This is a genomic window from Agrobacterium radiobacter (genome assembly GCF_040801995.1).
Classification (GTDB): Bacteria; Pseudomonadota; Alphaproteobacteria; order Rhizobiales; family Rhizobiaceae; genus Agrobacterium; species Agrobacterium radiobacter.
In genome coordinates, this window is the sequence record NZ_JBEGHX010000003.1 from 25,035 (window position 1) to 46,479 (window position 21,445).

23 protein-coding genes and 3 pseudogenes are annotated in these 21,445 nt (G+C 58.0%); 11 read left to right on the forward strand and 15 right to left on the reverse strand.

The window, feature by feature from the left end:
• Nucleotides 1–45 precede the first annotated feature (45 nt).
• Complete coding sequence (locus MRBLRC7O_RS23570) at nt 46–834, reverse strand: alpha/beta fold hydrolase (protein WP_111796994.1); 789 nt, start codon at nt 832–834, stop codon at nt 46–48.
• Nucleotides 835–977: 143 nt separating this feature from the next.
• On the opposite strand from MRBLRC7O_RS23570, the gene MRBLRC7O_RS23575 reads away from it, so the two are divergent.
• A complete protein-coding gene (locus tag MRBLRC7O_RS23575; protein ID WP_060726632.1) occupies nt 978–1,445 on the forward strand; it encodes a MarR family winged helix-turn-helix transcriptional regulator in 468 nt (155 codons plus the stop codon).
• 50 nt (nt 1,446–1,495) lie between these two features.
• On the opposite strand, the gene MRBLRC7O_RS23580 is transcribed toward MRBLRC7O_RS23575, so the two are convergent.
• The gene (locus tag MRBLRC7O_RS23580; protein WP_060726631.1) at nt 1,496–2,275 is read right to left on the reverse strand and encodes an SDR family oxidoreductase; all 780 of its coding nucleotides are present in this window, start codon (nt 2,273–2,275) and stop codon (nt 1,496–1,498) included.
• The gene (locus MRBLRC7O_RS23585) at nt 2,272–2,601 is read right to left on the reverse strand and encodes a nuclear transport factor 2 family protein (RefSeq protein ID WP_060726630.1); all 330 of its coding nucleotides are present in this window, start codon (nt 2,599–2,601) and stop codon (nt 2,272–2,274) included. Before MRBLRC7O_RS23585 ends, MRBLRC7O_RS23580 begins: the two co-directional genes overlap by 4 nt.
• 151 nt (nt 2,602–2,752) lie before the next feature.
• Here MRBLRC7O_RS23585 and MRBLRC7O_RS23590 point away from each other — a divergent pair, with 151 nt between their 5' ends.
• Nucleotides 2,753–3,652, forward strand: coding sequence for a LysR family transcriptional regulator (locus tag MRBLRC7O_RS23590; RefSeq protein ID WP_111796995.1), 900 nt, complete (start codon nt 2,753–2,755; stop codon nt 3,650–3,652).
• 801 nt (nt 3,653–4,453) lie between these two features.
• On the opposite strand, the gene MRBLRC7O_RS23595 is transcribed toward MRBLRC7O_RS23590, so the two are convergent.
• On the reverse strand, nt 4,454–5,839 hold the full coding sequence (locus MRBLRC7O_RS23595; RefSeq protein ID WP_367727720.1) for an MFS transporter: 1,386 nt from the start codon (nt 5,837–5,839) through the stop codon (nt 4,454–4,456).
• Between the two features lie 180 nt (nt 5,840–6,019).
• Complete coding sequence (locus MRBLRC7O_RS23600; RefSeq protein ID WP_162691073.1) at nt 6,020–6,967, reverse strand: dihydrodipicolinate synthase family protein; 948 nt, start codon at nt 6,965–6,967, stop codon at nt 6,020–6,022.
• 164 nt (nt 6,968–7,131) lie between these two features.
• On the opposite strand from MRBLRC7O_RS23600, the gene MRBLRC7O_RS23605 reads away from it, so the two are divergent.
• Nucleotides 7,132–8,157 (forward strand): LacI family DNA-binding transcriptional regulator, encoded by a 1,026-nt coding sequence (locus MRBLRC7O_RS23605; RefSeq protein ID WP_111796996.1) that lies wholly within the window; start codon nt 7,132–7,134, stop codon nt 8,155–8,157.
• Nucleotides 8,158–8,494: 337 nt separating this feature from the next.
• Here the strand turns inward: MRBLRC7O_RS23605 and MRBLRC7O_RS23610 are convergent, their stop codons facing one another.
• Entirely contained in the window at nt 8,495–9,199 is a 705-nt protein-coding gene (locus MRBLRC7O_RS23610; protein WP_077998842.1) for an ABC transporter ATP-binding protein, read from the reverse strand.
• A gap of 46 nt (nt 9,200–9,245) precedes the next feature.
• On the reverse strand, nt 9,246–10,145 hold the full coding sequence (locus MRBLRC7O_RS23615) for a LysR family transcriptional regulator (RefSeq protein ID WP_060726617.1): 900 nt from the start codon (nt 10,143–10,145) through the stop codon (nt 9,246–9,248).
• A gap of 191 nt (nt 10,146–10,336) precedes the next feature.
• Between MRBLRC7O_RS23615 and MRBLRC7O_RS23620 the strand changes: the two genes are divergently transcribed.
• From MRBLRC7O_RS23620 to MRBLRC7O_RS23630, 3 genes are all read left to right on the forward strand, one after another.
• Nucleotides 10,337–11,620, forward strand: a complete 1,284-nt coding sequence (locus MRBLRC7O_RS23620) for a serine hydrolase domain-containing protein (RefSeq protein WP_060726616.1) — start codon at nt 10,337–10,339, stop codon at nt 11,618–11,620.
• A 33-nt stretch (nt 11,621–11,653) separates the two neighbouring features.
• Entirely contained in the window at nt 11,654–12,535 is an 882-nt protein-coding gene (locus tag MRBLRC7O_RS23625) for an NmrA family NAD(P)-binding protein (protein WP_080865179.1), read from the forward strand.
• A 74-nt stretch (nt 12,536–12,609) separates the two neighbouring features.
• Nucleotides 12,610–13,440 (forward strand): aldo/keto reductase, encoded by an 831-nt coding sequence (locus MRBLRC7O_RS23630; RefSeq protein ID WP_111797051.1) that lies wholly within the window; start codon nt 12,610–12,612, stop codon nt 13,438–13,440.
• A 265-nt stretch (nt 13,441–13,705) separates the two neighbouring features.
• Here the strand turns inward: MRBLRC7O_RS23630 and MRBLRC7O_RS23635 are convergent.
• Nucleotides 13,706–13,890 (reverse strand): annotated as a pseudogene (locus MRBLRC7O_RS23635) (type II toxin-antitoxin system RelE/ParE family toxin); the annotation flags it as partial.
• A complete protein-coding gene (locus MRBLRC7O_RS23640; protein ID WP_162706260.1) occupies nt 13,854–14,243 on the reverse strand; it encodes a hypothetical protein in 390 nt (129 codons plus the stop codon). The gene MRBLRC7O_RS23640 and the pseudogene MRBLRC7O_RS23635, both read right to left, overlap by 37 nt.
• Before the next feature lie 145 nt (nt 14,244–14,388).
• Between MRBLRC7O_RS23640 and MRBLRC7O_RS23645 the strand changes: the two genes are divergently transcribed.
• Nucleotides 14,389–14,685: a type II toxin-antitoxin system HigB family toxin gene (locus tag MRBLRC7O_RS23645; protein WP_060726613.1), complete on the forward strand. Its 297-nt coding sequence runs from the start codon at nt 14,389–14,391 to the stop codon at nt 14,683–14,685.
• The gene (locus MRBLRC7O_RS23650) at nt 14,685–15,080 is read left to right on the forward strand and encodes a helix-turn-helix domain-containing protein (RefSeq protein ID WP_060726612.1); all 396 of its coding nucleotides are present in this window, start codon (nt 14,685–14,687) and stop codon (nt 15,078–15,080) included. Before MRBLRC7O_RS23645 ends, MRBLRC7O_RS23650 begins: the two co-directional genes overlap by 1 nt.
• Nucleotides 15,081–15,710: 630 nt before the next feature.
• Here the strand turns inward: MRBLRC7O_RS23650 and MRBLRC7O_RS23655 are convergent.
• The 4 genes and pseudogenes from MRBLRC7O_RS23655 to MRBLRC7O_RS23670 form a co-directional block, all read right to left on the reverse strand.
• Nucleotides 15,711–15,977, reverse strand: a complete 267-nt coding sequence (locus MRBLRC7O_RS23655; RefSeq protein WP_060726611.1) for a DUF982 domain-containing protein — start codon at nt 15,975–15,977, stop codon at nt 15,711–15,713.
• A 206-nt stretch (nt 15,978–16,183) separates the two neighbouring features.
• Nucleotides 16,184–16,450 (reverse strand): DUF1488 family protein, encoded by a 267-nt coding sequence (locus tag MRBLRC7O_RS23660; protein WP_060726610.1) that lies wholly within the window; start codon nt 16,448–16,450, stop codon nt 16,184–16,186.
• A 634-nt stretch (nt 16,451–17,084) separates the two neighbouring features.
• Nucleotides 17,085–18,158: an AI-2E family transporter gene (locus MRBLRC7O_RS23665; RefSeq protein WP_111796998.1), complete on the reverse strand. Its 1,074-nt coding sequence runs from the start codon at nt 18,156–18,158 to the stop codon at nt 17,085–17,087.
• A gap of 109 nt (nt 18,159–18,267) precedes the next feature.
• Nucleotides 18,268–18,423, reverse strand: a pseudogene (locus MRBLRC7O_RS23670) (transglutaminase family protein); the annotation flags it as partial.
• Between the two features lie 182 nt (nt 18,424–18,605).
• On the opposite strand from MRBLRC7O_RS23670, the pseudogene MRBLRC7O_RS25530 reads away from it, so the two are divergent.
• The 3 genes and pseudogenes from MRBLRC7O_RS25530 to MRBLRC7O_RS23680 all read left to right on the forward strand — a co-directional run.
• Nucleotides 18,606–18,779 (forward strand): annotated as a pseudogene (locus tag MRBLRC7O_RS25530) (autotransporter outer membrane beta-barrel domain-containing protein); the annotation flags it as partial.
• A gap of 265 nt (nt 18,780–19,044) precedes the next feature.
• Entirely contained in the window at nt 19,045–19,245 is a 201-nt protein-coding gene (locus MRBLRC7O_RS23675; RefSeq protein ID WP_223569110.1) for a hypothetical protein, read from the forward strand.
• 958 nt (nt 19,246–20,203) lie between these two features.
• A complete protein-coding gene (locus tag MRBLRC7O_RS23680) occupies nt 20,204–20,464 on the forward strand; it encodes a hypothetical protein (RefSeq protein ID WP_111797000.1) in 261 nt (86 codons plus the stop codon).
• Between the two features lie 370 nt (nt 20,465–20,834).
• Here the strand turns inward: MRBLRC7O_RS23680 and MRBLRC7O_RS23685 are convergent, their stop codons facing one another.
• Nucleotides 20,835–21,080, reverse strand: a complete 246-nt coding sequence (locus MRBLRC7O_RS23685) for a hypothetical protein (RefSeq protein ID WP_223569108.1) — start codon at nt 21,078–21,080, stop codon at nt 20,835–20,837.
• Nucleotides 21,080–21,367, reverse strand: coding sequence for an MFS transporter (locus MRBLRC7O_RS23690; RefSeq protein ID WP_323131599.1), 288 nt, complete (start codon nt 21,365–21,367; stop codon nt 21,080–21,082). Before MRBLRC7O_RS23690 ends, MRBLRC7O_RS23685 begins: the two co-directional genes overlap by 1 nt.
• Nucleotides 21,368–21,445: the final 78 nt, after the last annotated feature.

Below are 21,445 nucleotides of genomic sequence, written 5' to 3' on the forward strand. Positions count from 1 at the left end.
CACCTTGGCAGGACCGAATGTTTCCTGCCAAGGCTCCTTATTGGCTCATTTCGTTTTGGCAGAGACGGCCTTTGCTGCCTGATCGATGGTATCGGCAATGACCGCCGGCTGCGTCATAAACAGGGCATGGCTTGCCGACACCTTGGTGATCCTGGCGTTGATCCGCTCAGCCATATGGATCAACATGGCCTGGTCGAAAGCCTTGTCTTCGGTTGCGATGACAGCCCAACTGGGCTTGGTGCGCCAGGCTGCATGTTCGAGCTTCGTACCGAACGCCGACATGTTGATCGGAACTTGGGCATCCCGCATGAATGCCACATCCGCATCACTGACGTCGTGCGCAAAGCCAGCCTTGAACTTTTCCGGGCTGACATAGCCGAAACCATCCTTCGTGATCTCGATAACGAACTCGGACGCGGGCGCAAATCCCTCGTATTGCTGAGCGGTCGTCTCGCCAGCATCGGGAGAAAGTGCCGAGACATAGACGAGGCCCGCAACCTTGGGATCGATGCCGGCTTCCGTGATTACGGTTCCGCCCCAGGAATGTCCGACGAGGATGACAGGACCAACGTGCCGCTCAAGCGCGCGTCTCGTGGTGGCAACATCGTCTGCAAGCGACGTCAGGGGGTTTTGCACGATGGTAACGCGATAGCCGCGCTGCGTCAGGTTGTCGTAAACACCCTTCCAGCCGGACCCGTCAGCAAATGCACCATGAACCAGAACGACGTTTCTGACGGTTTGGTCCTGTGGCAGCGCGTCAGCGGCGATTGCCTGCAAGGCGGCGGACAGGGAGGCTGCAGCTGCGAGTGCGGTAATGGCTATTTTGCTTGTCATGGCGTGCTCCTTTTATTTTCGCAATAACAATTATCGCGATAACATTAAGCTTTCATATTTGCCGGAGCTCGTCAACATTTTTCTTATCGCGATATTGGTTTTTGCGATAAGTTAATTTATAAAGGTCCTCATAGGAGTTCGAAATGTCCCAACGCCACAATGATCCCCCGCCCCTGCGCGACCAGCTGTGCTACGCTATTTACACAGCGGGCATTGCAATCCAGCGCGCCTACAAGCCGCTCCTGGACGAGCTTGGGTTGACATACCCGCAATATCTCGTCTTGAACGTCCTTTGGGCGCAAGACGATCAGACGGTCGTGTCGATCGCCGACCAGCTTGCTCTGGACTCCAGCACCTTGACGCCTCTTTTGAAGCGTCTCGAAGCCGCCGGGCTTGTGCGCCGGACCCGCAATCTGAGCAACGAACGTCAGGTTCTGGTGGCATTGACAGACCAGGGTCGCACCTTACAGCACAAGGCGGGATGCCTCAGCGACACTTTGCTTGCAGCCTCGACCCAAACGCCCCCGCAACTCGCTGCCTTGAACCAAGACGTTCGGTATCTGCGCGACGCGATCTATTCGCAGATCGGCGGGTGGAAACCACCCGCCTGATCCGCAATGGTCTACTTCAGCGAGACCACCGTCCAGAACACTGCGTCCCCTTACGCGGTCGGGACAGTGCCGCCGTCGATCACATGCTCGGTTCCCGTAATCGACGACGCCCGGTCCGAGGCCAGGAAGGCGATCAGGTCAGCGACCTCCCCAGGCCTGGCGGGTCGTCCGAGCGGTATGCCGCCCAGCGAGTTCATGATCATCTGCACAGCGTCGTCATAGCTGATGCCGGCTTCCTCCGCGATCCGTAGTGCGAGACCGTTGGAGCCCGAATCCGCGATCCAGCCGGGAGAAACCCTCACCACCCGCACGCCCTTGGGAGAAACCTCCTTGGAAAGGCTCTTGCTGTAGGTGTTGAGCGCGCCCTTGGCTGATGCATAGCCGGTAGTCGCCTGGTGCAGCGGAAGAACCCGCTGGATCGACGTCACATGAATGACGACCCCACTTCCCTGCGCGATCATGCCGGGGATGAGAGCACGATCTAGTCGGACAGCCGGGAAGAAGTTGAGGTTGAATTCCTTCTCCCATTCCTCTTCGGTCAATGCCGCAAAGCCGCCGGAAGGTGCCGAAGAGCCGCCTAGCACGTTCACGAGGATATCGAGCCCGCCAAACTCCCGGTGAACAGCGTCGACGACTGTCTGCACACCATCCACGGTGGTCAGGTCGGCTTCGACGAACGCCGCGCCGGAGAAGTCTGCCGGCTTCTTGCGAGCGGTCGCAAGCACGCGTGCGCCAAACTCCTTGAACAGTGTCACTGTTGCTGCGCCAGCACCCGAGGTGCCGCCAGTGACGAGAGTACGACGGCCCTCCAAATTAAGAAACGCGCTCATACGGTGATCTCCAGTTCAGCAACCTTGTCGCCCGCAAGGGCGAAGATAAAACGCAAGTCAATCGGGCTACCCGGGAAGTCGCCCGCAGTGTGCGCAGTGACCTGGGTCTTGCCGTTCTCGGCCGTGATCAGAAAAGGCTCAACCCTGTAGCTGTACTGCTGGGCCTCATCAGCCATCCATTCACGGATGGCGTCGCGTCCGCGGTGCGTCTTGCCCTTGTCCTTCACGATGCCGTTCTCGGTGAAGGTGGCAGCAATCGTATCCGGACTGCCTGTCCGGTCTGCCTCGAAATAGGCTTCGATGGCCTTCGGTAGTTTGATCGTCATTCGCTTCTCCATTCCTTCCCGCGGCCTCATTGGCGACCGTTCGACCTCCGTCTGAGATCGACTGAGTGAAAGGTAGATCATCATCATTGACAGGATAATCCGGACAAACAAGGATGTGGCATTGCGAAAAGAGGGACAATGACGTGACACCATGACCAGATCCGTTCTTGCTGACCTTGATGCCGTTCTTAGTATCGCCCGCCTCGGATCGTTCCGGGCGGCCGCGCTCGATCTCGGCATTTCCACAACGGCCTTGAGCAATGCCATCGCCAAGCTCGAACAGCGTCTCGGCATCCGCCTGTTCAACCGGACGACACGGAGCGTCTCGCTCACCGATGCGGGAAAGACCTTCGTCGAACGGGTCGGTCCGGCGGTAACGGACATCCACGATGCCATGCTGGCCGCTCAATCCCTTCAGGAGGTCCCGACCGGCACGCTACGCATCAACGCCTTTGCCACGGCAGCCCGCGAGGTGATGGAGCCGCTCATCCTTTCGTTCATGCAGCGCTATCCCCAGGTCCATATCGACCTGGTCACCGAGGGACGGATCGTCGATATCGTCGCGGCCGGCTTCGACCTCGGCCTCAGGCCAGCCGATCTCGTCCCGGCCGATATGATCGCCGTGCCTCTGGGCTTGACGCGCAGCAATGCGGTCGTGGCATCGCCGGAATTCCTGCAAACGCATGGAAGGCCTGCTGTTCCGGCCGACCTCTACCGGTTTCGATGCATCCGCGCCCGTCTTCCAAATAACGCGCTGTTCCGATGGAAATTCGAGAGGGATGGGAAAGCCGTCCAAATCGATGTGCAGGGCTCGATCACCCTTGATGAGTCGAGTTTGGTCAGGATCGCGGCGCAGAACGGCGTAGGTCTGGGATACGTTATGGAGGCGGACGTGCGTGAAGATATTGCAGCCGGGCGGCTGATCCGGGTTCTGGAGGACTGGACGCCCGCGTTGGCACCGCTGGCGCTGTATTATCCGGGCAGAAAAAACCCGCCGGCTGCCTTCACCTCGTTCATCCAAGCTGCTCGCGAATTCGCAAAGGGCTGCTAGCTCGGCAGATCGCGTCGTCGATCGGCTGTTCGAGCTCGTGAAAAGATATTTACCTAAGAACCGTTATTAGAGATTAGCGCTCGCTAAAATTCCCGGGCGTCATCATCAGCTTCTCGCTGGAGTTGCCGCAGTGCCAACTCAATGAGTTCATCATGATCGCTTCCCGGCGCGGCAGCTGACCCAAACCGTTCCATCTCGGTAGACACTATGCCGCTGGATGGCGTCGTTTGCTGCCACCCGGCCTGAATTCCTAAATAGCTCCTGATGGCCTGTACATTATCTGGAGGCAAATGAGCATTCCATGCGACATAAAAAAGCACCTCAGGTCGCGCGCAAGCGCGTAGTGAGCGGCTAACCCGCCCACTGCCAGACCGAGATTGCAACGTTCAGTAAGACTCTGTTTTTGAATCTCTTTCGTGACGCGGCCAGACTACTGCAGACTGGATAAACCCGCGTGTTTGCGTCAAGGCTTTGGCAACAGATGCTTGGCGTGCTTTTCTGTCCTTGGCCCCAGGACAGAGGACACCATTCGGAACACATGATGAAAAGAAGTGCAGCGGATGGCGAAACGCGCCACGCACGCCGACAGATCCTTCAATCCCGATGGGCGACCAGCTGATCTGGAATTGATTAAGGCGAGCGACCACATCCTGATGCACATCAAATGGTGCTGTCCAATCGGGTCCGGCAGCTTTTCAGGCCGCGCGAAGCATATGGTACAGCGCCACATTGCGGTGATAGGTTGTAACCGCCCTCCAGGCCAAAGGGCGGTCAACTACGTTCAATCAGATCTCCGAAGATTTACGGCGACAGCTCTTCGAGAACTTTACCCCTGGTTTCAACTGCAAACAGCATCGTGACGATCGCGCCGACAACCAAGATCACGGCGAAGATCGCAAACACATATTGTATCCCGAAGGATGACATTACGACGCCCACAAGCATCGGGCCGGCGGAGGAACCGAGACGCAACCAAGCGCTGCCGGCGCCCGTGCCAATTGCGCGCATACGGGTCGGGTAGATCTCTGCCGAATAGAGATACAGCGAGAACGTCACGGTCTGGACTATGGCATAGGCAAGACCTGCCAGAATCAGCACCTGCATGGGCGAAGTCGCACCAAGCCAAGCCAGAATTACGAGCGGTACAGGAGCCAGAAGCAGGGCACCCGCATACCAACGCTTGCGACCGACCTTATCGATCAGCAGTGCGCAAATGACGGCAGCGACCACGCCTGCCGCGGATGTCATGAAGCCATACAGAATGCTTGTCTCGAGCGGCAGATTGAAGGTCTGGCGATAGAGCGTCGGCAGCCAGGTAATCGTTCCGTTCGCCACCATGTAGGCGCAGAACCACATCGCCCAGATCGACAGGGTGCGTTTCAGATAGATTCCCTGGAACAGTTCCTTCCAGTCGGATGTACGCTTGACAGGCGTTGCGATGATCCGTGGCTCGGGAAGCTCCTTCCCGGAGGCTCGAGCGCTTTCTTCCATACGTGTTACTATAGCGTTGGCCTCATCATACCGGCCGGTTGCCGCCAGCCAGCGCGGGGATTCTTTCAGAAACCACCGCAGCGGAATCATCAGGATCGCGGGCACCAGACCCACGACGAACATTGCTTTCCAGCCGTAGACTGGAACCATGAAGTAGCCGATCAGACCGGCGCCAACGAGGCCGAGCAGGAACATGACTTCATAGAGCAGGAAAAAGCGACCGCGACCTTTCGAGCCGATCAACTCGTTAATGTATGCACTGGCGACAGGTACTTCCCCGCCGGTGCCTATCCCCTGTACGAAGGGGAACGCCATCATCATGCCGGCGCCCGCAGCGAAAAGGCAGGCAACATCCATGCTGACAAACAACAGAATGGTGAACAGCAGGACTTTCAGCCGACCGATCTTTTCCGCGAGCCAGCCGAACAGGATGGCGCCAATGAGTTGCCCAAGGTATCCCATCGACAGGATCATGCCCGTCTGGGATGGGCTGAGCCCCCATTCCCGGACGAGAACCGGCATCGCATAGGCAATGGCGATCACCGTGTAACCATCGAAGAAGGTTGCGGCCCCCACAATGTTGCGGGCCCAGAATACTTCTCTTGTGATAGGAAGGCGCTCCAGACGGGCGCTGATGTCGGCCTGCGGATCGGCAACAGCCGTCGCGTCAGCCCGTAATGGCTGCATGATATTCATGATTTCCTCCTCGACCCGCCGCCTATCTCTCTCCCGGCTACGGATGTGCTTCGTCGTCGTTGCTACGGTGTTTCTGTTTTCCTGTCAGAGATAAAATTGTATCGGCATCACCCGGCTTTTGCGTTCGACGCCCGGTCATGAGGCTTGCCGCCCAACGCGATCGCGCGGGGCGGCAAAAGGTTACTCTGCGGCCAGCAACTGCTCGACCCGGCCAATGCCCGCGGCATCGAAGGCCGCGAAGATTTCCTGTTCCGCCTTTTCGCCGAGGTTTTTCAACGGTTCGCGGATCGTCGCATGATCAAGGACCCCGCGGTGGACCAGGCCGAGTTTGAGAGCGACAGTGCCTTCCATATGTGAGCCGCGGTGGTAGACCGCACGGGTTACCGGCAGCAATTGTTCGAAGATCTTGCGCGCTTGCGGATAGTCCTGTGCCTTGCCAGCCTTGATCAGGCCGATCAGAAGCTCAGGCGCGATGTTACCATAGCCGACGAGCAGACCGTCGACGTCAAACATCGTCGGCAGCAGCCACTCGTCATGGCAACTGAGGACCTGCAGGTTCGGATTGGCCTTCTTCAGTTCCGGGATTTCCACATACCAGCGCTTCATGTTGCGTACGCCGTTCTTCGTCGCAACGACGCCGGGCTGGGTCGCGATTGCCAGCTGCGTGTCAAGGTCATAGGACGCCTTGGTCACGTCAGGATACTGGAACAGGATTTCCTGCAGGCCGGACTCTTCCCAGATCGCCTTGTAGCGGTCCTGCGGAGCACCTTTCTGGAAACCGAAACGAAGCCAGCCATGGTTTGGATAAACGAGCGCGCCGGTGGCACCGGCAGCCTTGCACTTCTTGGCCTCTGCAGCAGCCACCCGGGTGCCCTCGCCGGTAATGCCGGCAATGATGGGGAGAGAGCCGCCAACAGCATCAACGTAGACGCGGATGAGCTCCAGGCGCTCGTCTTCGGTCAGGAACGTGCCTTCGCCGGCATGGCCGAGAATGACAAGGCTCTTTACGCCTTCCATCGAGGCGAGCCACTTGGCGATTTTGGCATTGGCTGTGTAGTCGACCTCGCCATCCCGCGTGAAAGCAGTGACGGGTGCCGGGCTGAGGCCGCGAAGGTCCATGGGTTGCATCTGATTTCTCCTCCTTATCAGCTGCTGTCCTTAATCGATCAGCAGATGGGATCGTTAATGGGAACGTTCCCGTTATCGATCTTAATTACTCTGGAGTCAACGGCATTTTTCGTGCAATGTGGCGTTCGAACAGCCATCACCAGAGTTGGAATGGAAAAAAGATAATGGAATCAAGAGAGCGCCCGCGTCAGCCGCGCGTCACTGTTCACAGCGTTGCGGCTGCCGCGGGAGTTTCGAAGTCGACCGTATCCCGCATTCTGGACGAGCGGCTACCCAGGTCCGACAGCGAAACAGCGAGACGCGTGCGGAAAATCGCCGCGGAACTGGGCTATGTGAGGGATGTTTCGGCCGCCAGCCTGCGGCGCGGCAGCACGCTAACGATCGGTGTCATCGTTCCGCGTTTAACGGATACGGTCATGGCAATGCTGTATGAGGCGATCGTTAAAGCCTGTGCCCGCACCGGACGTTTTGCCATCGTGGCAACGACGGAGGATGATCCAGAGGCGGATCGTATGGCGGCAGAATCCCTGCTCAATCGAGGCGTTGACGGGCTTATTCTCTGCACGGCACGCAAAGACGACAGTTTCCCCGACGAACTGAAAGAGCGCGGTGTGCCCTATGTGCTTGCGCTTCGAACCGATCATCACAGTCTATCGGCTGTCGGGGATGATCGGCTGGGCGGTTATCTCGCGACGCGGCACCTGCTTGATCTGGGTCACGAGCGGATCGGCGTGATCGCGGGTCCGGACTATGCGTCAAGCGCAACCGGACGCGTCGAAGGCTATCGACAAGCGCTCGAAGAGGCATCCATTTCCCTCGATACCGGTCTGATCGTCCCGTCCACATTCGGCATCCAGTCGGGTGCTGAAGCGGTTGAGAAACTCATGGCGCTCGGCGTCCGGCCGACGGCAATCTTCGCCGTTAACGACAATACAGCCATCGGGGCGCTATCCGCTTTGAACAAGATGGGGCTTTCCGTGCCTGATGATGTTTCCCTCGTCGGCTACAATGACATTCCCATCGTCAGCCACCTCTCGACCCCGCTCACGACGCTCCGCGTTCCATTCGATCAGATTGCGTCTAATGCTCTCGATTTGCTGACCTACACGACCGCCCCGCGCGACAACCGGATTCTCGTTTCAGCCCCAACTTTGATCCCACGTAAATCGACGGCAAGGCTCCACATTTAGCTCGGACTGACGCATTTTGAGGCCAATACTTTAAGGCTGCTGGCTACAGTTTAAATTGCGCAGGATTTGTTCGCCTGCAAGAGTGAAAGGTTTGGCAGCCGGTCAAGGCGGACTAAGAAATAAAGCTCAAGACGGATACCGCTTGGCTTGGCTTGGCTTGCCTTGATTTCGACTGGCGCAGAGGCGACATGACGCTACTGCAGGCGCCATGCCTTCCGTGCGGCAGGCTGTATGATGGCAATCATACCTGACGTCTTTCTCGCCTTGAAACGATCTGAACCGTCGACCCCTAGAATCAGAATCAAAACTGAACGATTTCTGTTATTTACGTCCTTAACTACGTAGAGGAGCGCAAATTTATCCCGCTGCGGGTCGTATCAGTCAAACCGCTCGCAACAGGCGCGGTGACATTTTCTATCACGATCCGTCCGTCCCTGAGTTCGATCGTTCTATCGAAGAGATCCTGCACACGCGGATCATGGGTGACAATCGCGACGCCTGCTCTTCTCGTATCGGCGATTTGCCGAAAGAGAAAAATCACTTGTCGTCCACGTACGCTGTCGAGCGCTGCCGTCGGCTCGTCGGCAAGAAAAAGGGCAGGATCATTCGCCAGCGCCCGCGCGACGGCCACGCGTTGCTGTTCGCCTCCCGACAGCCGTGCCGGAAGATTGCCAACGCGGTGCGCAAGATCGACGCTGCCAAGCAAATGCGAAGCATACTCGCGCGCCGCTCGCGCTGGCACATCGTCGATCTCGAGCGCCACGGTTTCCACCACCTTCAGAAACGGAATGAGATTGGCCTTCTGAAAAACGAAATCGATATTGTTGAGCCTGAAGATATAGATCTCGCCGGTCGTGGGCGGCTCCAAAAGGCCGGCAATCAGCAGAAGTGTACTCTTGCCGGAACCGCTGGGTCCCAGGATGCCGCCGACATCACCCGGATGAATATCGAAAGAGACGCCGTCAAGGGCGCGCACCACCGTCTCCCCGCTGCGGTAGAGGCGGGCTGCGTTGCGGACACTGAGAATCGGACTGTCGCCCATGACAGGATTTCCAACCATACGAGGCGGCAAGAATACCCCCCCTGCGCTACGTCACCGCGATTCGTTGAACAAAGTCCAGAAAAGCCCGCACCTTGGCCGGCGGCATGTGGCGTGACGGATAATAGGCGTAGAGCGGAAACTGCTCGTCGGACCATTCCGCGAGGATCGTCGTCAGCGCGCCGCTCTCAAGCCACTCGTCGAGACCTATGGCAAAGCTCTGGAATAGGCCTTGCCCTGCGAGACAGGCCGCGACGGCAGCCGAGGGATCGTCCATGATCAACCGCCCTGCCACCTTGATATCGATGGCGCCGCTATCACCCTGGAATTCCCAGGTGAACGGTCGCCCGGTCTGCGGGTCGCGAAAGAGGATGCAATCGTGGTGCATCAGGTCGTGGGGCGTGGCTGGAACTCCGCGACGGTCGAGATAGCCCGGGGCGGCACAGGTCAGCACCGGTACGTCCAGCAGTTTGCGCGCGATTAGCGACGATTCATCCGGCGGACCAAACCGCACGGCGACATCCGCGCCGCTCATCATCTCTTCGCGATAGTTGCTGGTGGTCAGATCGAGCGTCAAAGCGGGATAGCGCGCCAGAAACTCACCGATCCTCGGTGCTAGCACCATGCGCGCGAACCAGGGATCGATCGAAACCCTGAGCCGCCCGCCGACGAAGGCCGCCGAACCGGCAGCTTCGGAGGCCGCCTCCTCCAGCCCGGCCAGCAACGGCATTATCCTGGCATGGAAGCGGGCGCCCTCTTCGGTCAGCCTAACTTCACGCGGATTGCGGTCGAACAATCTGACGCCGACGCGTTGTTCGAGCCGCGCTATCGCTCGACTGACCCCTGATGGCGTCAGGCCGAGAACATCCGCGGCTCGCACAAAATTGCCCGCTTCCATCACCGCCCCGAAAACACCGACCCCGGTGAGCAACCGCGTGTCGAAACTCATGCCCTCTCTCCGTCGCAGGGTCGGACTTCGCCGACTGTCTCGTTATGATGATTTGAGATCATCTTATCTTTGATATTAATGCGTGTGAATCATCTTTATTCATCCCGTAGATACTTCCTCAACGCCCGGACGGCGCCAGCGGCATGCCGGAACCGCGTAAGTCTCCGGCCTTGCAGAGAAGGACTTCATCCATGAATGCGATCTCACGCAGAAGCCTGTTGGCGCACGGCGGCCTTTTGCTGGCAGCCGGTACAGCCGCTGCGAATACGCCGGTTCATGCGCAGGCAGCCAAACCGCAAGCATGGTCCGGAAATTTCAAACCGATCGACAGGGCGATGGAGCAGGCCGTTCGCGACGGGACCGTGGCAGGAGTCGTTGCCACAGCCGTGGGACCGGACGGCATGATCTACGAAGGGACCTTCGGAAAGGCCAATACAGCGACCGGAGCAACGATGCGCGCCGACACGGTGTTCTGGCTGTTGTCTATGACGAAGGCCTTCACCGCCACGGCCTGCATGCAACTCATCGAGCAAGGCAGGATCGATCCCGAAGACGATGCGGCGAAATATCTGCCTGAACTCGCCAATCCGATGGTGTTGGAAGGTTTCGACAGCGACGGCCAGCCACGCCTGCGCCCGGCCAAGCGTGCCATCAAGGTGCGTCACCTGCTCACCCACACCTCCGGCTATACCTATTCGATCTGGAGCGATGCCCTGACCCGCTACGAGCAGGTCACAGGAATGCCTGATATCGCGACCTGCCAGAACGGTGCTTTCCAGGCACCGCTCGAATTCGATCCCGGCGAACGCTGGCAATACGGCATCAGCATGGACTGGGTCGGAAAGCTGGTGGAAGCGGTCAGCGACCAGTCGTTGGAGGTCTATTTCCGCGAGAACATCTTCGCCCCGCTCGGCATGACAGATTCAGGCTTCCTGATCGGCAGCAAGCAGAAGGCCAGGGTCGCTACCTTCCACAAAAGGAACGCGGACGGCGGACTGACATCCGCCCCCTTCGAAATGCCACAACGGCCGGAATTCTTCATGGGCGGCGGCGGCGCCTTCAGCACGCCACGCGACTACATGACCTTCCTGCGGATGCTGTTGAACGACGGCTCCCACAAGGGCGTGCGCGTGCTGAAGCCGGAAACGGTCGCGTCGATGATGCGAAACCAGATCGGCGACCTCGACGTGCGCGCCATGACGACGGCCCAACCCGCCTATTCGCAGAGCTTCGACCAGTTTCCCGGTGAGCACCACAAGTGGGGATATTCCTTCGACATCAATACGCTGCCCGGTCCGAACGGTCGGTCGGCGGGCAGCATTTCCTGGGCTGGCCTGCTGAACTGCTATTTCTGGCTCGACCCGGTGCAAAAAGTGACCGGCGCCATCTTCACCCAGCTTCTCCCATTCTACGACGAAAAGGTCGTGAAGCTCTACGGCACATTCGAACGCCGCCTCTACGACGGCCTCGCCTGATCCATTCCCGACCTTAACACCAGGAGACATATCATGTATGCGATTACAGGAATTACCGGCAAAGTCGGTGGCGCGCTGGCGAAAGCCCTGATCGAAGCCGGAGAGCCGGTCCGTGCGGTGCTACGCGATCCCGTCAAGGCGGAAATCTGGCGCAAGCGCGGTTGCGAGATCGCCTTTGCCGAGATGGACGCCGCGACGCAGCTCGCCGCCGCGTTCAAGGGTGCCAAAGGTGTCTTCATCCTGCCGCCGTCGGAATTTGATCCGGCGCCAGGCTATCCGGAAGCGGCGAAGCTGAATGAGGTGCTGACGACCGCTCTCCTTGCTGCCCGCCCGGAAAGGGTCGTCTGCCTCTCCACCATCGGCGCCGACGCGGAAGTGGACAATCTGTTGAGCCAGCGGACGATGCTGGAAGAAGCCCTCGGCGAGCTCGATCTTCCCGTCACCTTCCTGCGGCCCGGCTGGTTCATGGAAAATGCGACCTGGGACGTCGCCTCGGCCCGCGACGAAGGTGTGTTGCACAGCTTCCTCCAGCCTGCCGACAAGACCTTCGCCATGGTGGCGACACAGGATGTCGGCCGGCTTGCCGCAGATCTGATCCGCGAGCAATGGATCGGCAATCGGGTGGTGGAACTGGAAGGCCCGGCTCGGGTCTCGCCCAACGATCTCGCCAATGCCTTCGCGTCGGCACTAGGGCATCCGGTGCGGGTGGAGATCGTCCCGCGGGACAGCTGGGAGGACCTGTTCCGTGCCCGGGGTACGCGTAACCCGCAGCCGCGCATGCGTATGCTCGACGGTTTCAACGAAGGCTGGATCGACTTCAAGGCCGACGGCGGAACCCATGTCAGGGGCACGACGTCACTTGAGCAGGTGATCGAAGCGCTGGTCCTGCAAGCAGCGGCGAGCGAGACCACCTGAGCCCGCCGGGAAAGCGGGCGGCGGACGGCTTCGGCCTCTGCCGCCGCGTCCCTCGCAACTCGAAAGGAATGATCATGGAAACGATTGAGACTCACGGTATAACGATCCCCCGGTTAGGACTGGGGACTTTCCGAATGCCTGGCGATGCTGCCCGACCGGTTGTCGAAAGCGGACTTGCCCTCGGCTTTCGCCACATCGATACCGCCGCCATGTACGACAATGAAGCCGCCGTCGGCGGGGCGCTTGAGGCCTCCGGCATAAACCGCGCTGACCTCTTCGTCACCACCAAGGTCTGGCACGACAAGCTCTCCCCCGACGCCCTGCGACGGTCCTTCGACACGAGCCTCAGCAAGCTTCGCCTCGATCATATCGATCTCTTCCTCGTGCATTGGCCATCAGCGAACATCAACATGAGCGTAACGCTGGACGCGATCACCAAGCTGAAGGAGGAAGGGTTGGCGCGCGCCATCGGCGTCTGCAACTTCAACCTGCCCATGATCCGGCATGCGATCGAGGAAATCGGCGCCCCCATCGCCGTTCATCAAGTCGAATATCATCCGTTCCTGTCACAGACGCCGATGCTGGATTATCTTCGCCGCAAGGGAATTCCGATGACCGCCTATGCGCCGCTTGCGCAAGGCCTGGCCGCAAAGGATCCTGTCCTCGCCAGGATAGGTGAAAAGCACAGCTCCACCGCCGCGCAGATCGCCATAGCCTGGCTTCTGGACCAGGAAAACGTCATCGCTATCCCCAAAGCCGCTCGCCCATCGAACCAGCGAGCCAATCTCGATGCGCTCAATATTCACCTCGACGACGAGGACCGTGCGGTTATCGCGGCTCTGCCGAAGGACCTTCGCTATGTTGATCCGCCTTTTGCGCCAAGCTGGGAGGCTGCAACGCTCTGAATGCCTTTTTTTATTGTTGCGCTACGCTCGGGATACAACCCGATTTAGCCTCGCAACATCCGCTTGTTGAAGCCAAGGCTATTGGCGGGAACGACCGAAATGGGCGCGCGAAGTAGCTGTTGTGCTTCCACCGCAATTGGCAGCACTGTGCCGGACCGCTTCTTCGCTCTTGAAGGGAACAGAACTGGCGCCCCCGTTTTTTTGGCCCCGCGATAACAACTATTTGTCGGTCTTGCGCACAGGTAATCCCGCCTCCGTCCAGACATCATTCGTTCAGACGATCAACCAAACTCTTCATGAGATCCATTCGTTCATGAAGAATCGCCACGATGAGAGCGGGCCATCCTCTCGAGGCTGACAAAAGACGTAGTGGTGTTGGCATCGCACCATTCGTAACGCCGGATAAAGCGCACTTATATCCTTGAAAGAACCTTTGCCCTCGGCAAGGGTTGTGAACCGCAGTTCAAAGGCCTTTGGCTAGTCGGTGCCAAGATGGCCGAATTGAAGGGCGCACGTTGATGCGCCCTTTCAAACGTGCCAACCGAGAATTGCGCCTTCAGATCAGCCGAGCTGTTCAATTGCAGCACCGGACTGCGGAAGCCCGATTGCGGATTTTCGAAACTCTCGTACTCGGCGGCTGCATTGACAAAACCGGAGAAGGGTATGACGGAACCTGCATCGAGGGCAGCAAGTCCCGCGCAGAAGTGGAGTTTTTTACGATCTATAGAAAACTCATCGGCGGTGGCTTTGAAATCATCACCGGCCGTTCCGATTTTTACGAGGCGCAGCGCGTTGCCGCTCACCTTTGCGGGCGGATTGACCCTCAAGATCGAATGTTAGATGAATTTCATGGTTGTACTGGAGATTCGGCGTCACCACAGGCCCCGGCTGTTCCCGTTTTGGGAATTTTCTCTTGTTCCCGTTTTGGGAATGTGATAGGTAGTCCCCATGCAGATCATCGCCAAGTCTACGTTGAAACAGTTTTGGGAGCTTCACTTTCAGGCCGAAACACCTCTGAAAACGTGGCATGCGATCGTCAGCAAGGCCGAATGGACCAGTCCGGCCGACGTGAAGGCAATATTTGGCGCGACAGTCGATTTTGTTTCCGACAATCGCATTATTTTCGACATTTCGGGCAACAAGTACCGGCTTATCGTCCACGTTGCCTACCCATACAAGCGAGTGCTGATTAAATTCATCGGCACGCACAAGGAATACGACCAGATCAACCCGGAGACAGTGTAATGGACAACATTCGCGCCATCAGAAGCGATGACGACCTCGCATGGGCCATTGCGGAGGTCAGCCAGTATTTCGACAATCCGCCCGATCCTCTCAGCACCGACGGCATGCGCTTCGATGTTCTTTCCGATCTGATCGAAGCATACGAAGACAAGCATTACCCCGTCGAGGCACCCGAACCGGTCGAGCTTATCAAGGCTCACATGGAGCTGACAGGACGTAGCCAAGGCGACCTCGCGACGCTGTTCGGATCCCGCTCCCGCGCATCCGAAGTGCTGAACAAGAAGCGCGCCCTGACCGTTGATATGATCCATCGGCTACACAAGGAATGGGGCATTCCTTCCGATTGTCTCGTTGAGCCCTATCACCTTGCAGCTCCGGAGCTTAAATACGCTTGACGGGTGGCCTCGTCTTAACCGATCGCCGACGTCGTGAGTGCTCCAACGGCGACCGGTGGTTCCTCGAACGCGTCCAATCGGGGGGCGAGGATATCGTTGTCCACCGTGCCAATCCTGCCTCTGGCGGAAAGGAAACCAGGACGCCTGTCTCAGCTTTTCTTTACGTGAACGCCAATAGCCCGACCGCAGGGCGCTTTGCGAAGCTCTGCGAGAATTGAATCCTCTCGGCGCACCACCGGACAGCGGCAAAGCCGTCTGGGAAAACGGGTCCCGGAACCCCTCTCCGTCAACACGGGGACGGTAGTCCCGGAAGCAACACATGTCTAGAGGCCCCCCGCCCCTCCGAGCCGGCATCGGCCTCCAGGTACTGCAGCTCTCTGGTCTGTTTGCGATCTGCGGTCGCAACGATGTTTGAGGAGGTTTCTCTCCTGTTGATGCGACCTGACGTTTTTCCGGGTGGCGTGGTCATTGGGCGCCGTCGCAAACCGGTCGTCCGGGTGAAAGACAGGGCTTATCCAATTCGGAGAAGAAAACAGCTGGCGCGAACCGGATATGCAGGAGACGCGCCTCGGTTGGCGACTGTGTGAACCGGTCTTTCATCTGCAGCGTACGGTAAGTAAGCCGGCACAGCTATCTCGATCGCATGTCAGACTCGACGCAAGCGGCGAGGAAATCAGCGCGCATGTCCTCCGCCGTTATCTGGTTCCTGAGGGCAGCGTGGCATCGCCTTCTAGCCCGGCTATAGCAGGGACCATATTGATGGGTGATGTTCTCAGCGAGATAACGCAGCGCATCGCGAGGACCGCAAACCTGCACCTGCGGGCGACCCGCCAGCTCTATGGTCACTGGCAGATGCCAGAATGTGGAAAAGTCAACCGGGATTACCGTGGCCACCATTACCGGAGCCTGCCGGCGTTTCTGAGGAGGTCGATCTCCCTGGCGATCGGTCCCAGCAGTTTCCTCAGGCGATTTTCCTCCAACTTGTCGAGGCGAAATCGCAACGCAAACTCACTGACGTACCAGGTTTTTTCTTTTCCAGATCGACCGTTTTTACGGGTAGTAACAGGATTTTGCATGACGAGATCCTTTGGTAGGAACTGCATTCACCGGAAGTGTTTGAGATCAAGGGTGATCGTGCCGTTGCGTGTCACTGCATAGGCCGCCTTTGCGACCTTTAGAATTCGGGGGCGAAGCGCATCGAACGAAGCGAGATAATCGACCTCGCTGGCAGTTCGCTGGGATAACCCGCTGGCCAGCACTTCCGCGGATACATAAAACTGGACCGGAAACACACCATCATGTCCAAGGAAACGGACGCGCCTGTGTGCTTCATCGAAGCTACGTGCCGAGTTTGGAAAAGAAAGGGGCATTAGCGATCTCCCCCATTCTGCCATATGTCGGCGGCTTCATTTTTCGATCGAGTTTCAGGCGGATGAAGGAGTGCAGGCGCTACAACTCGATGTTCCAGAGCAAACAGCAATGCTTTTCTTGTTCTCTTCCCCTTCCGGAATTCCGAAATCAGGAAGACCATGGCTTGGCGTTTGGCGTCTGAGCTGACCTCAACCGCAACTCCTCTAAAGCCTGCGGCTCTCAAGATATCTCTGAACATCGCTATGTGGACGGGGTCGGAGTATTCCGGTGACGGACTGGGAGACACGCCGTCCTCCTTTGTTGGGGCAGGGGAAAACCCCTCGGCGGCAGCGCCCGTGAAACGAGCTGTCCCTGTCAGCATATGTCGTGCGTTATTTCTCAATTACAAGGCCGGAAAGCCTCTGTGGAAGCCTTGGGGCTGGGCCTGTGGTTAAGACGAGAGACTGGCGCCGGGCAATTCACCGTCGGGAAGCTTTCGATCACTGTCACACGCAGCGAAATTCGACTTTGTTCGCGGCACCACAACCTGATAGAAGACCAGATGTCCGTACCGGTCGACGAGCGCAGGATCACCATTCTGCGTGGGGGCATTCGGTCTGCGTGGGACTGCGGTGAGGAGACCTTTTCAAAGCGTCAGACAGCGTTTGAATCCGTAGGCTCGGGCTTCCTGGCGTTCTGCTGCTGTACGAAAAGCGACCAGGCTGCAATAAATAGCGCGGCAATCAGTGGGCCCACAACAAAACCGTTGATCCCGATCAGCGAGATACCACCGACCGTCGAGATCAAGATCAGATAATCCGGCAACCGCGTTTCCTTGCCGATCAGCTGCGGGCGCAAAAGATTGTCGATCAATCCAATGATAAGCACACCAACGAGAACAAGGATCAGCCCCTTCACCCAGGCGCCCGTGAGAAAAAGCCAAATCGCGGCAGGAACCCACACAAACGCAGTCCCGATGGCCGGGAGCATCGAGAGGAAAGTCATCATCACGCCCCACAACAGGGCGGCCTCTATGCCAAGAGCCCAGAATGCGATGCCACCGACGGTGCCTTGAATGAGCGCGATAATGACGTTGCCTTTGATAGTGGCACGCACAACGGCAGAGAAATTCTCAACAAATTGACGAGTGTAGTCGTCGCTTAGGGGTATAGCGCTGCGAACGGTCTCGCCGATTTGCGCGCCATCTCTGAATAGGAAGAAGAGAAGATAAAGCATAATGCCGAAGTTAATGAATAATTTCAGCGTATTCTGGCCGAAGTTGATAACGCTGCCCACAATGGATTGCCCGGCTTGCATGAAACCCGTAAATAACTTCTCACGCAGTTCAGCAAAACCGCCAAGCTTTACAGAGTTCAACCAGTTGTCGGCAAATTGCGGGAGCGCGTCCTGGATGCGAACGAGATATGCGCTGAGATCAATTTCGTTGCTGCTTATCCTTTGGTAAAGGCTTGTTCCTTCCCGAATGAGAGATCCCAGAATGAGCATTGCGGGCAGGATGACCAGGCAGATGCATAACAGCACTGTCAGGAGGGCGGCAATGCCGCCACGGCCGTTCAAAGTGCGCTCAAGGCGCCGATGGACGGGAAAGAAGATCGTTGCAAGAATCACCGCCCAAAGAACGGCACCATAATAGGGCAGGACAAGCCAAAGGAACGCGACTGTCACAAAGGCCAGCAGGACGTAGAAGCTCGTGCGTTGAATAGACATGTCTGCCTTTTTTGGGCTTGACCCCGCCTCTCGCTTCCACGCGACCGCCTGCAGGGTTGTCCGTCCGATGATAGCGCTGTCCAGTTACGAAGCCAACGCTAAACCGTCGTCATCCGGTGAGCTCCTCTGTAGCGACCTCGAACCGTTTCATGACTACCGGCCCGAAAGCAGTAGACAAGTCGACGTCTGTGGCATCACGTCCTGTCGCAATCAATATGCGTCCGATGCGGGGCGTGTTGTGACGGGCATCGACCGTATACCAGCGGACGCTGAGATAGACTTCGCTTGGCATTGCGAAATTCCTGATATCTCGGCACAGGGGCTTTGCCGCTAACGAATTTTCCAACTGCTGGTTCCCCGACATGGCCTATGCAGGATCCATCTTGTCTTCTCCCGCTTGGCACCGGGGCACCTTTTCAAGAACGCTGCAGGCAGTGCCGGCAATCTAGCATCGCCAGCCGCAATGATCGTGTCTGGGGCGGCGTGGGGCTCGGAGGAACTTATAGCTGGGATGACGATAAGTACTCGATCTATGGTGAAGGTCTTGTCCAGACCAGCCTGAATGACTTTGGCGACAGTTATTCCGTCAAGGTACAAGTGGGCTTACGCATGAAGTGGTAACAGGCTGACCTTATCGGTAAAACGCACTTCGTCATCCGGAAAAAATTACACGAGTGGGAACCACGTGTGTCCACAAGCGGTCGGTTGGCTAGTCAGTGGATATAGACATCACGCGCCGCAAGACCACTACCGTTTTTCAGTTATTGGGCAACAACTGCTCGCAGCCCGCAAAAAGCGTGACCTGAGCCAACCGACACTCGCCGAGCGACTTGGCCGAAATCGTGCCCGCGTATCGGAACCGGAACGTGACCTTGCCAACAATCGTTTGGGCAGGGACCGTCTGACTCTGTTTGCCGAACTCTGCGATACGCTTGATCTCGTCTCTGTGCTGATCCCGAAATCGCGCATGGAAAGCGTGCGCCTACTGGTCGATGACATACCCGCTCCAAGACATTCGACCGAGGTTCCGAGAGCTTTCGACGAGCTTTTCATCGATCTCGACGACGATGAGACAAAGGAAGGGTAATGGCGAAAGGATCGGACTATGATGGAGGTTGCGCAGGTCGTCGTCGCGATGAGGTCGGATGCGCGGCCTTCCAGTTGCGTGGCAAAGGCTGCAGCTTGACGAATGCGGAGCGCATGACATCAAATTCCGGACATAAATCCGGCTGTTTGGCTTTCCTGGCTCAACATCGCCGCGGCTGAAATCGCTGAGCCGGGATGACGCAGGCGGAGGTTGAGCGACGGCGTCGGCAGGAGGCCCGGTCTACGACGGGTTCATCCTGCCCGCTTTTCTTTTTCAATCCTCACTGTTCAATTCGAGCCGACGATCGAAGACGATAGATGCTGGCGGCCGCGATGCTTGGAGGACGGGGCTAGGTTCGGCGCCCCAGAAGGGCTAGCACGTCAACCATTATACGCTTCAAGATGAGTTTTCTGTTTCCCGGTGTGGCAAAGGCAGCTTCCGGGACAGCAACACCAGCACGCGAGGGATTGATGCGTTCAGAGGGTGGGATCGGAAGGGGCTCTTCGACGATGGCGGGGACAACGATGTGCGTGATCGTTGTTTCATCGGATTTAACCGAAACGGTGACCTGTGCTCCGGAGCGGAGACGGTCGACCCCCGTTTGAGCGGCCTCTCGCTCATCCTGAGCTTCGACCAGCGATGTCTGCGTTACGAGAAAAAAAGGCATGTTTTTCCACGGAGTGTTTTGATTGAGGTCTCGTCTGCAAAGCGGCTTCGGTCAAGGTGCAGGACCATGTTTACGGTCGCCTCCGAAATAAAAAAGGCGCTCGACCCGCGAGGGGAGCGCCTTCTTTTGGATCCCGGGACAACATCAAACGCCGATGCGATTGCAGCCAGCAGAACATCGTCTCATCGGGAAGTGACGCACAGATATTGTTGACGAAGAGCAATTTCAAGTCGCGATCTGGATTACCCCCTGTTAGATTTTCCCGTCATTCTAAATGTCAGGCGAGGCAGTATGAGCACAGACCCCGAAACCCGCAGAGCCAACGCGCAGCGTGCGATTGATCGCGCGGCGGCGCGTGGTATGCCGATCGACAAGGATCCCGCTTTCGTTGCCCTGCTGGAGGAATGGATCCGGGGAGATATCGACATGAAGGCCATGCGCGAACGGTACCTTGATATAATCACACTTCAAGCTGCCGAGCGGCGGGGCCTGCGCAAAAGCCGCCTCGGCATAAACCCCTCGGAATCGTCGGACGAGGCGAACGAAGAATAAAAAAATGGGCCTGCGGAGACCGCGGCCCATGAAGTGTGGAGATCTAAAACCTCCAGAGGGGAACAGCTGCTGCGACGGAACTGGGAGGTGACCGTCATGTGCATCAGCTGAAGGCGTTATGCCTGAATTTTGACCAACAGGAAAACATTTATTGTGCAACGCAGCTATGCAATCGCCCCGACGGTCTCGTCGTACAGATCTGCAGGCTGTTGGTGGCGTTGGTGAAGGAGAGTGTGGCAACGCCAGTAACGACAAGCGCTGCCGCGAAGAGCCAGTAGCCGGGGCGCGTGTGCTGCCAACGCGCAGCCGAGGCCAAATACCGTGGTGCTGACGACCAGATTGCGGAATTCGATGCAGTCGCAACCGGCATTCAGGAATGCGCCGGTGATTGTCCCGACCGCGTGATCGACGACAGCAGGCCGTAGCCGGCGGCATCTGCATGGAAGATGCGCACGCCCATCTTCGAGACGAAGATCGGAAAGTTCAGGTCGACGGTGCCGATGAAGAACAGCATGAACAGGATCGCGACAAGATCGGGGCGGCCGCGGACATAGTGCAGGCCTTCGACGAAGTTGCCCTTGCCGCGGGGCGCCCGCATGTTCGGCCGCAGCAGCATCAGAGAAACCAGGAAGGATGCGCCATTGGCGAGAAAGCCCATGTGGTGCCGACAGTGGCGATCGCGACGCGCGAAACGGCCGAGCCGATCAGCCGCGCGAGATTGAACGGCATGGAGTTCAGCGCCACCGCATTCGGCAGATCGTCCTCGCCGACCAGCTCCGCGACGAAGGTCTGGCGGACCAGCGCGTCGAGGGCGGCGGCGCTGCCGAACAGGAAGGCGAAGACATGCCAGAGCTGACTTCTCCGAGCGGACCAAAGCTGGGAAGTGGGATATTCTTTTTCCACGCAATGGCGGCAATCGCCAGCCCCGTCCCACTCAGCTTACAAAACCGCGGAACTCATGTGCACATCGCAATAATCCGT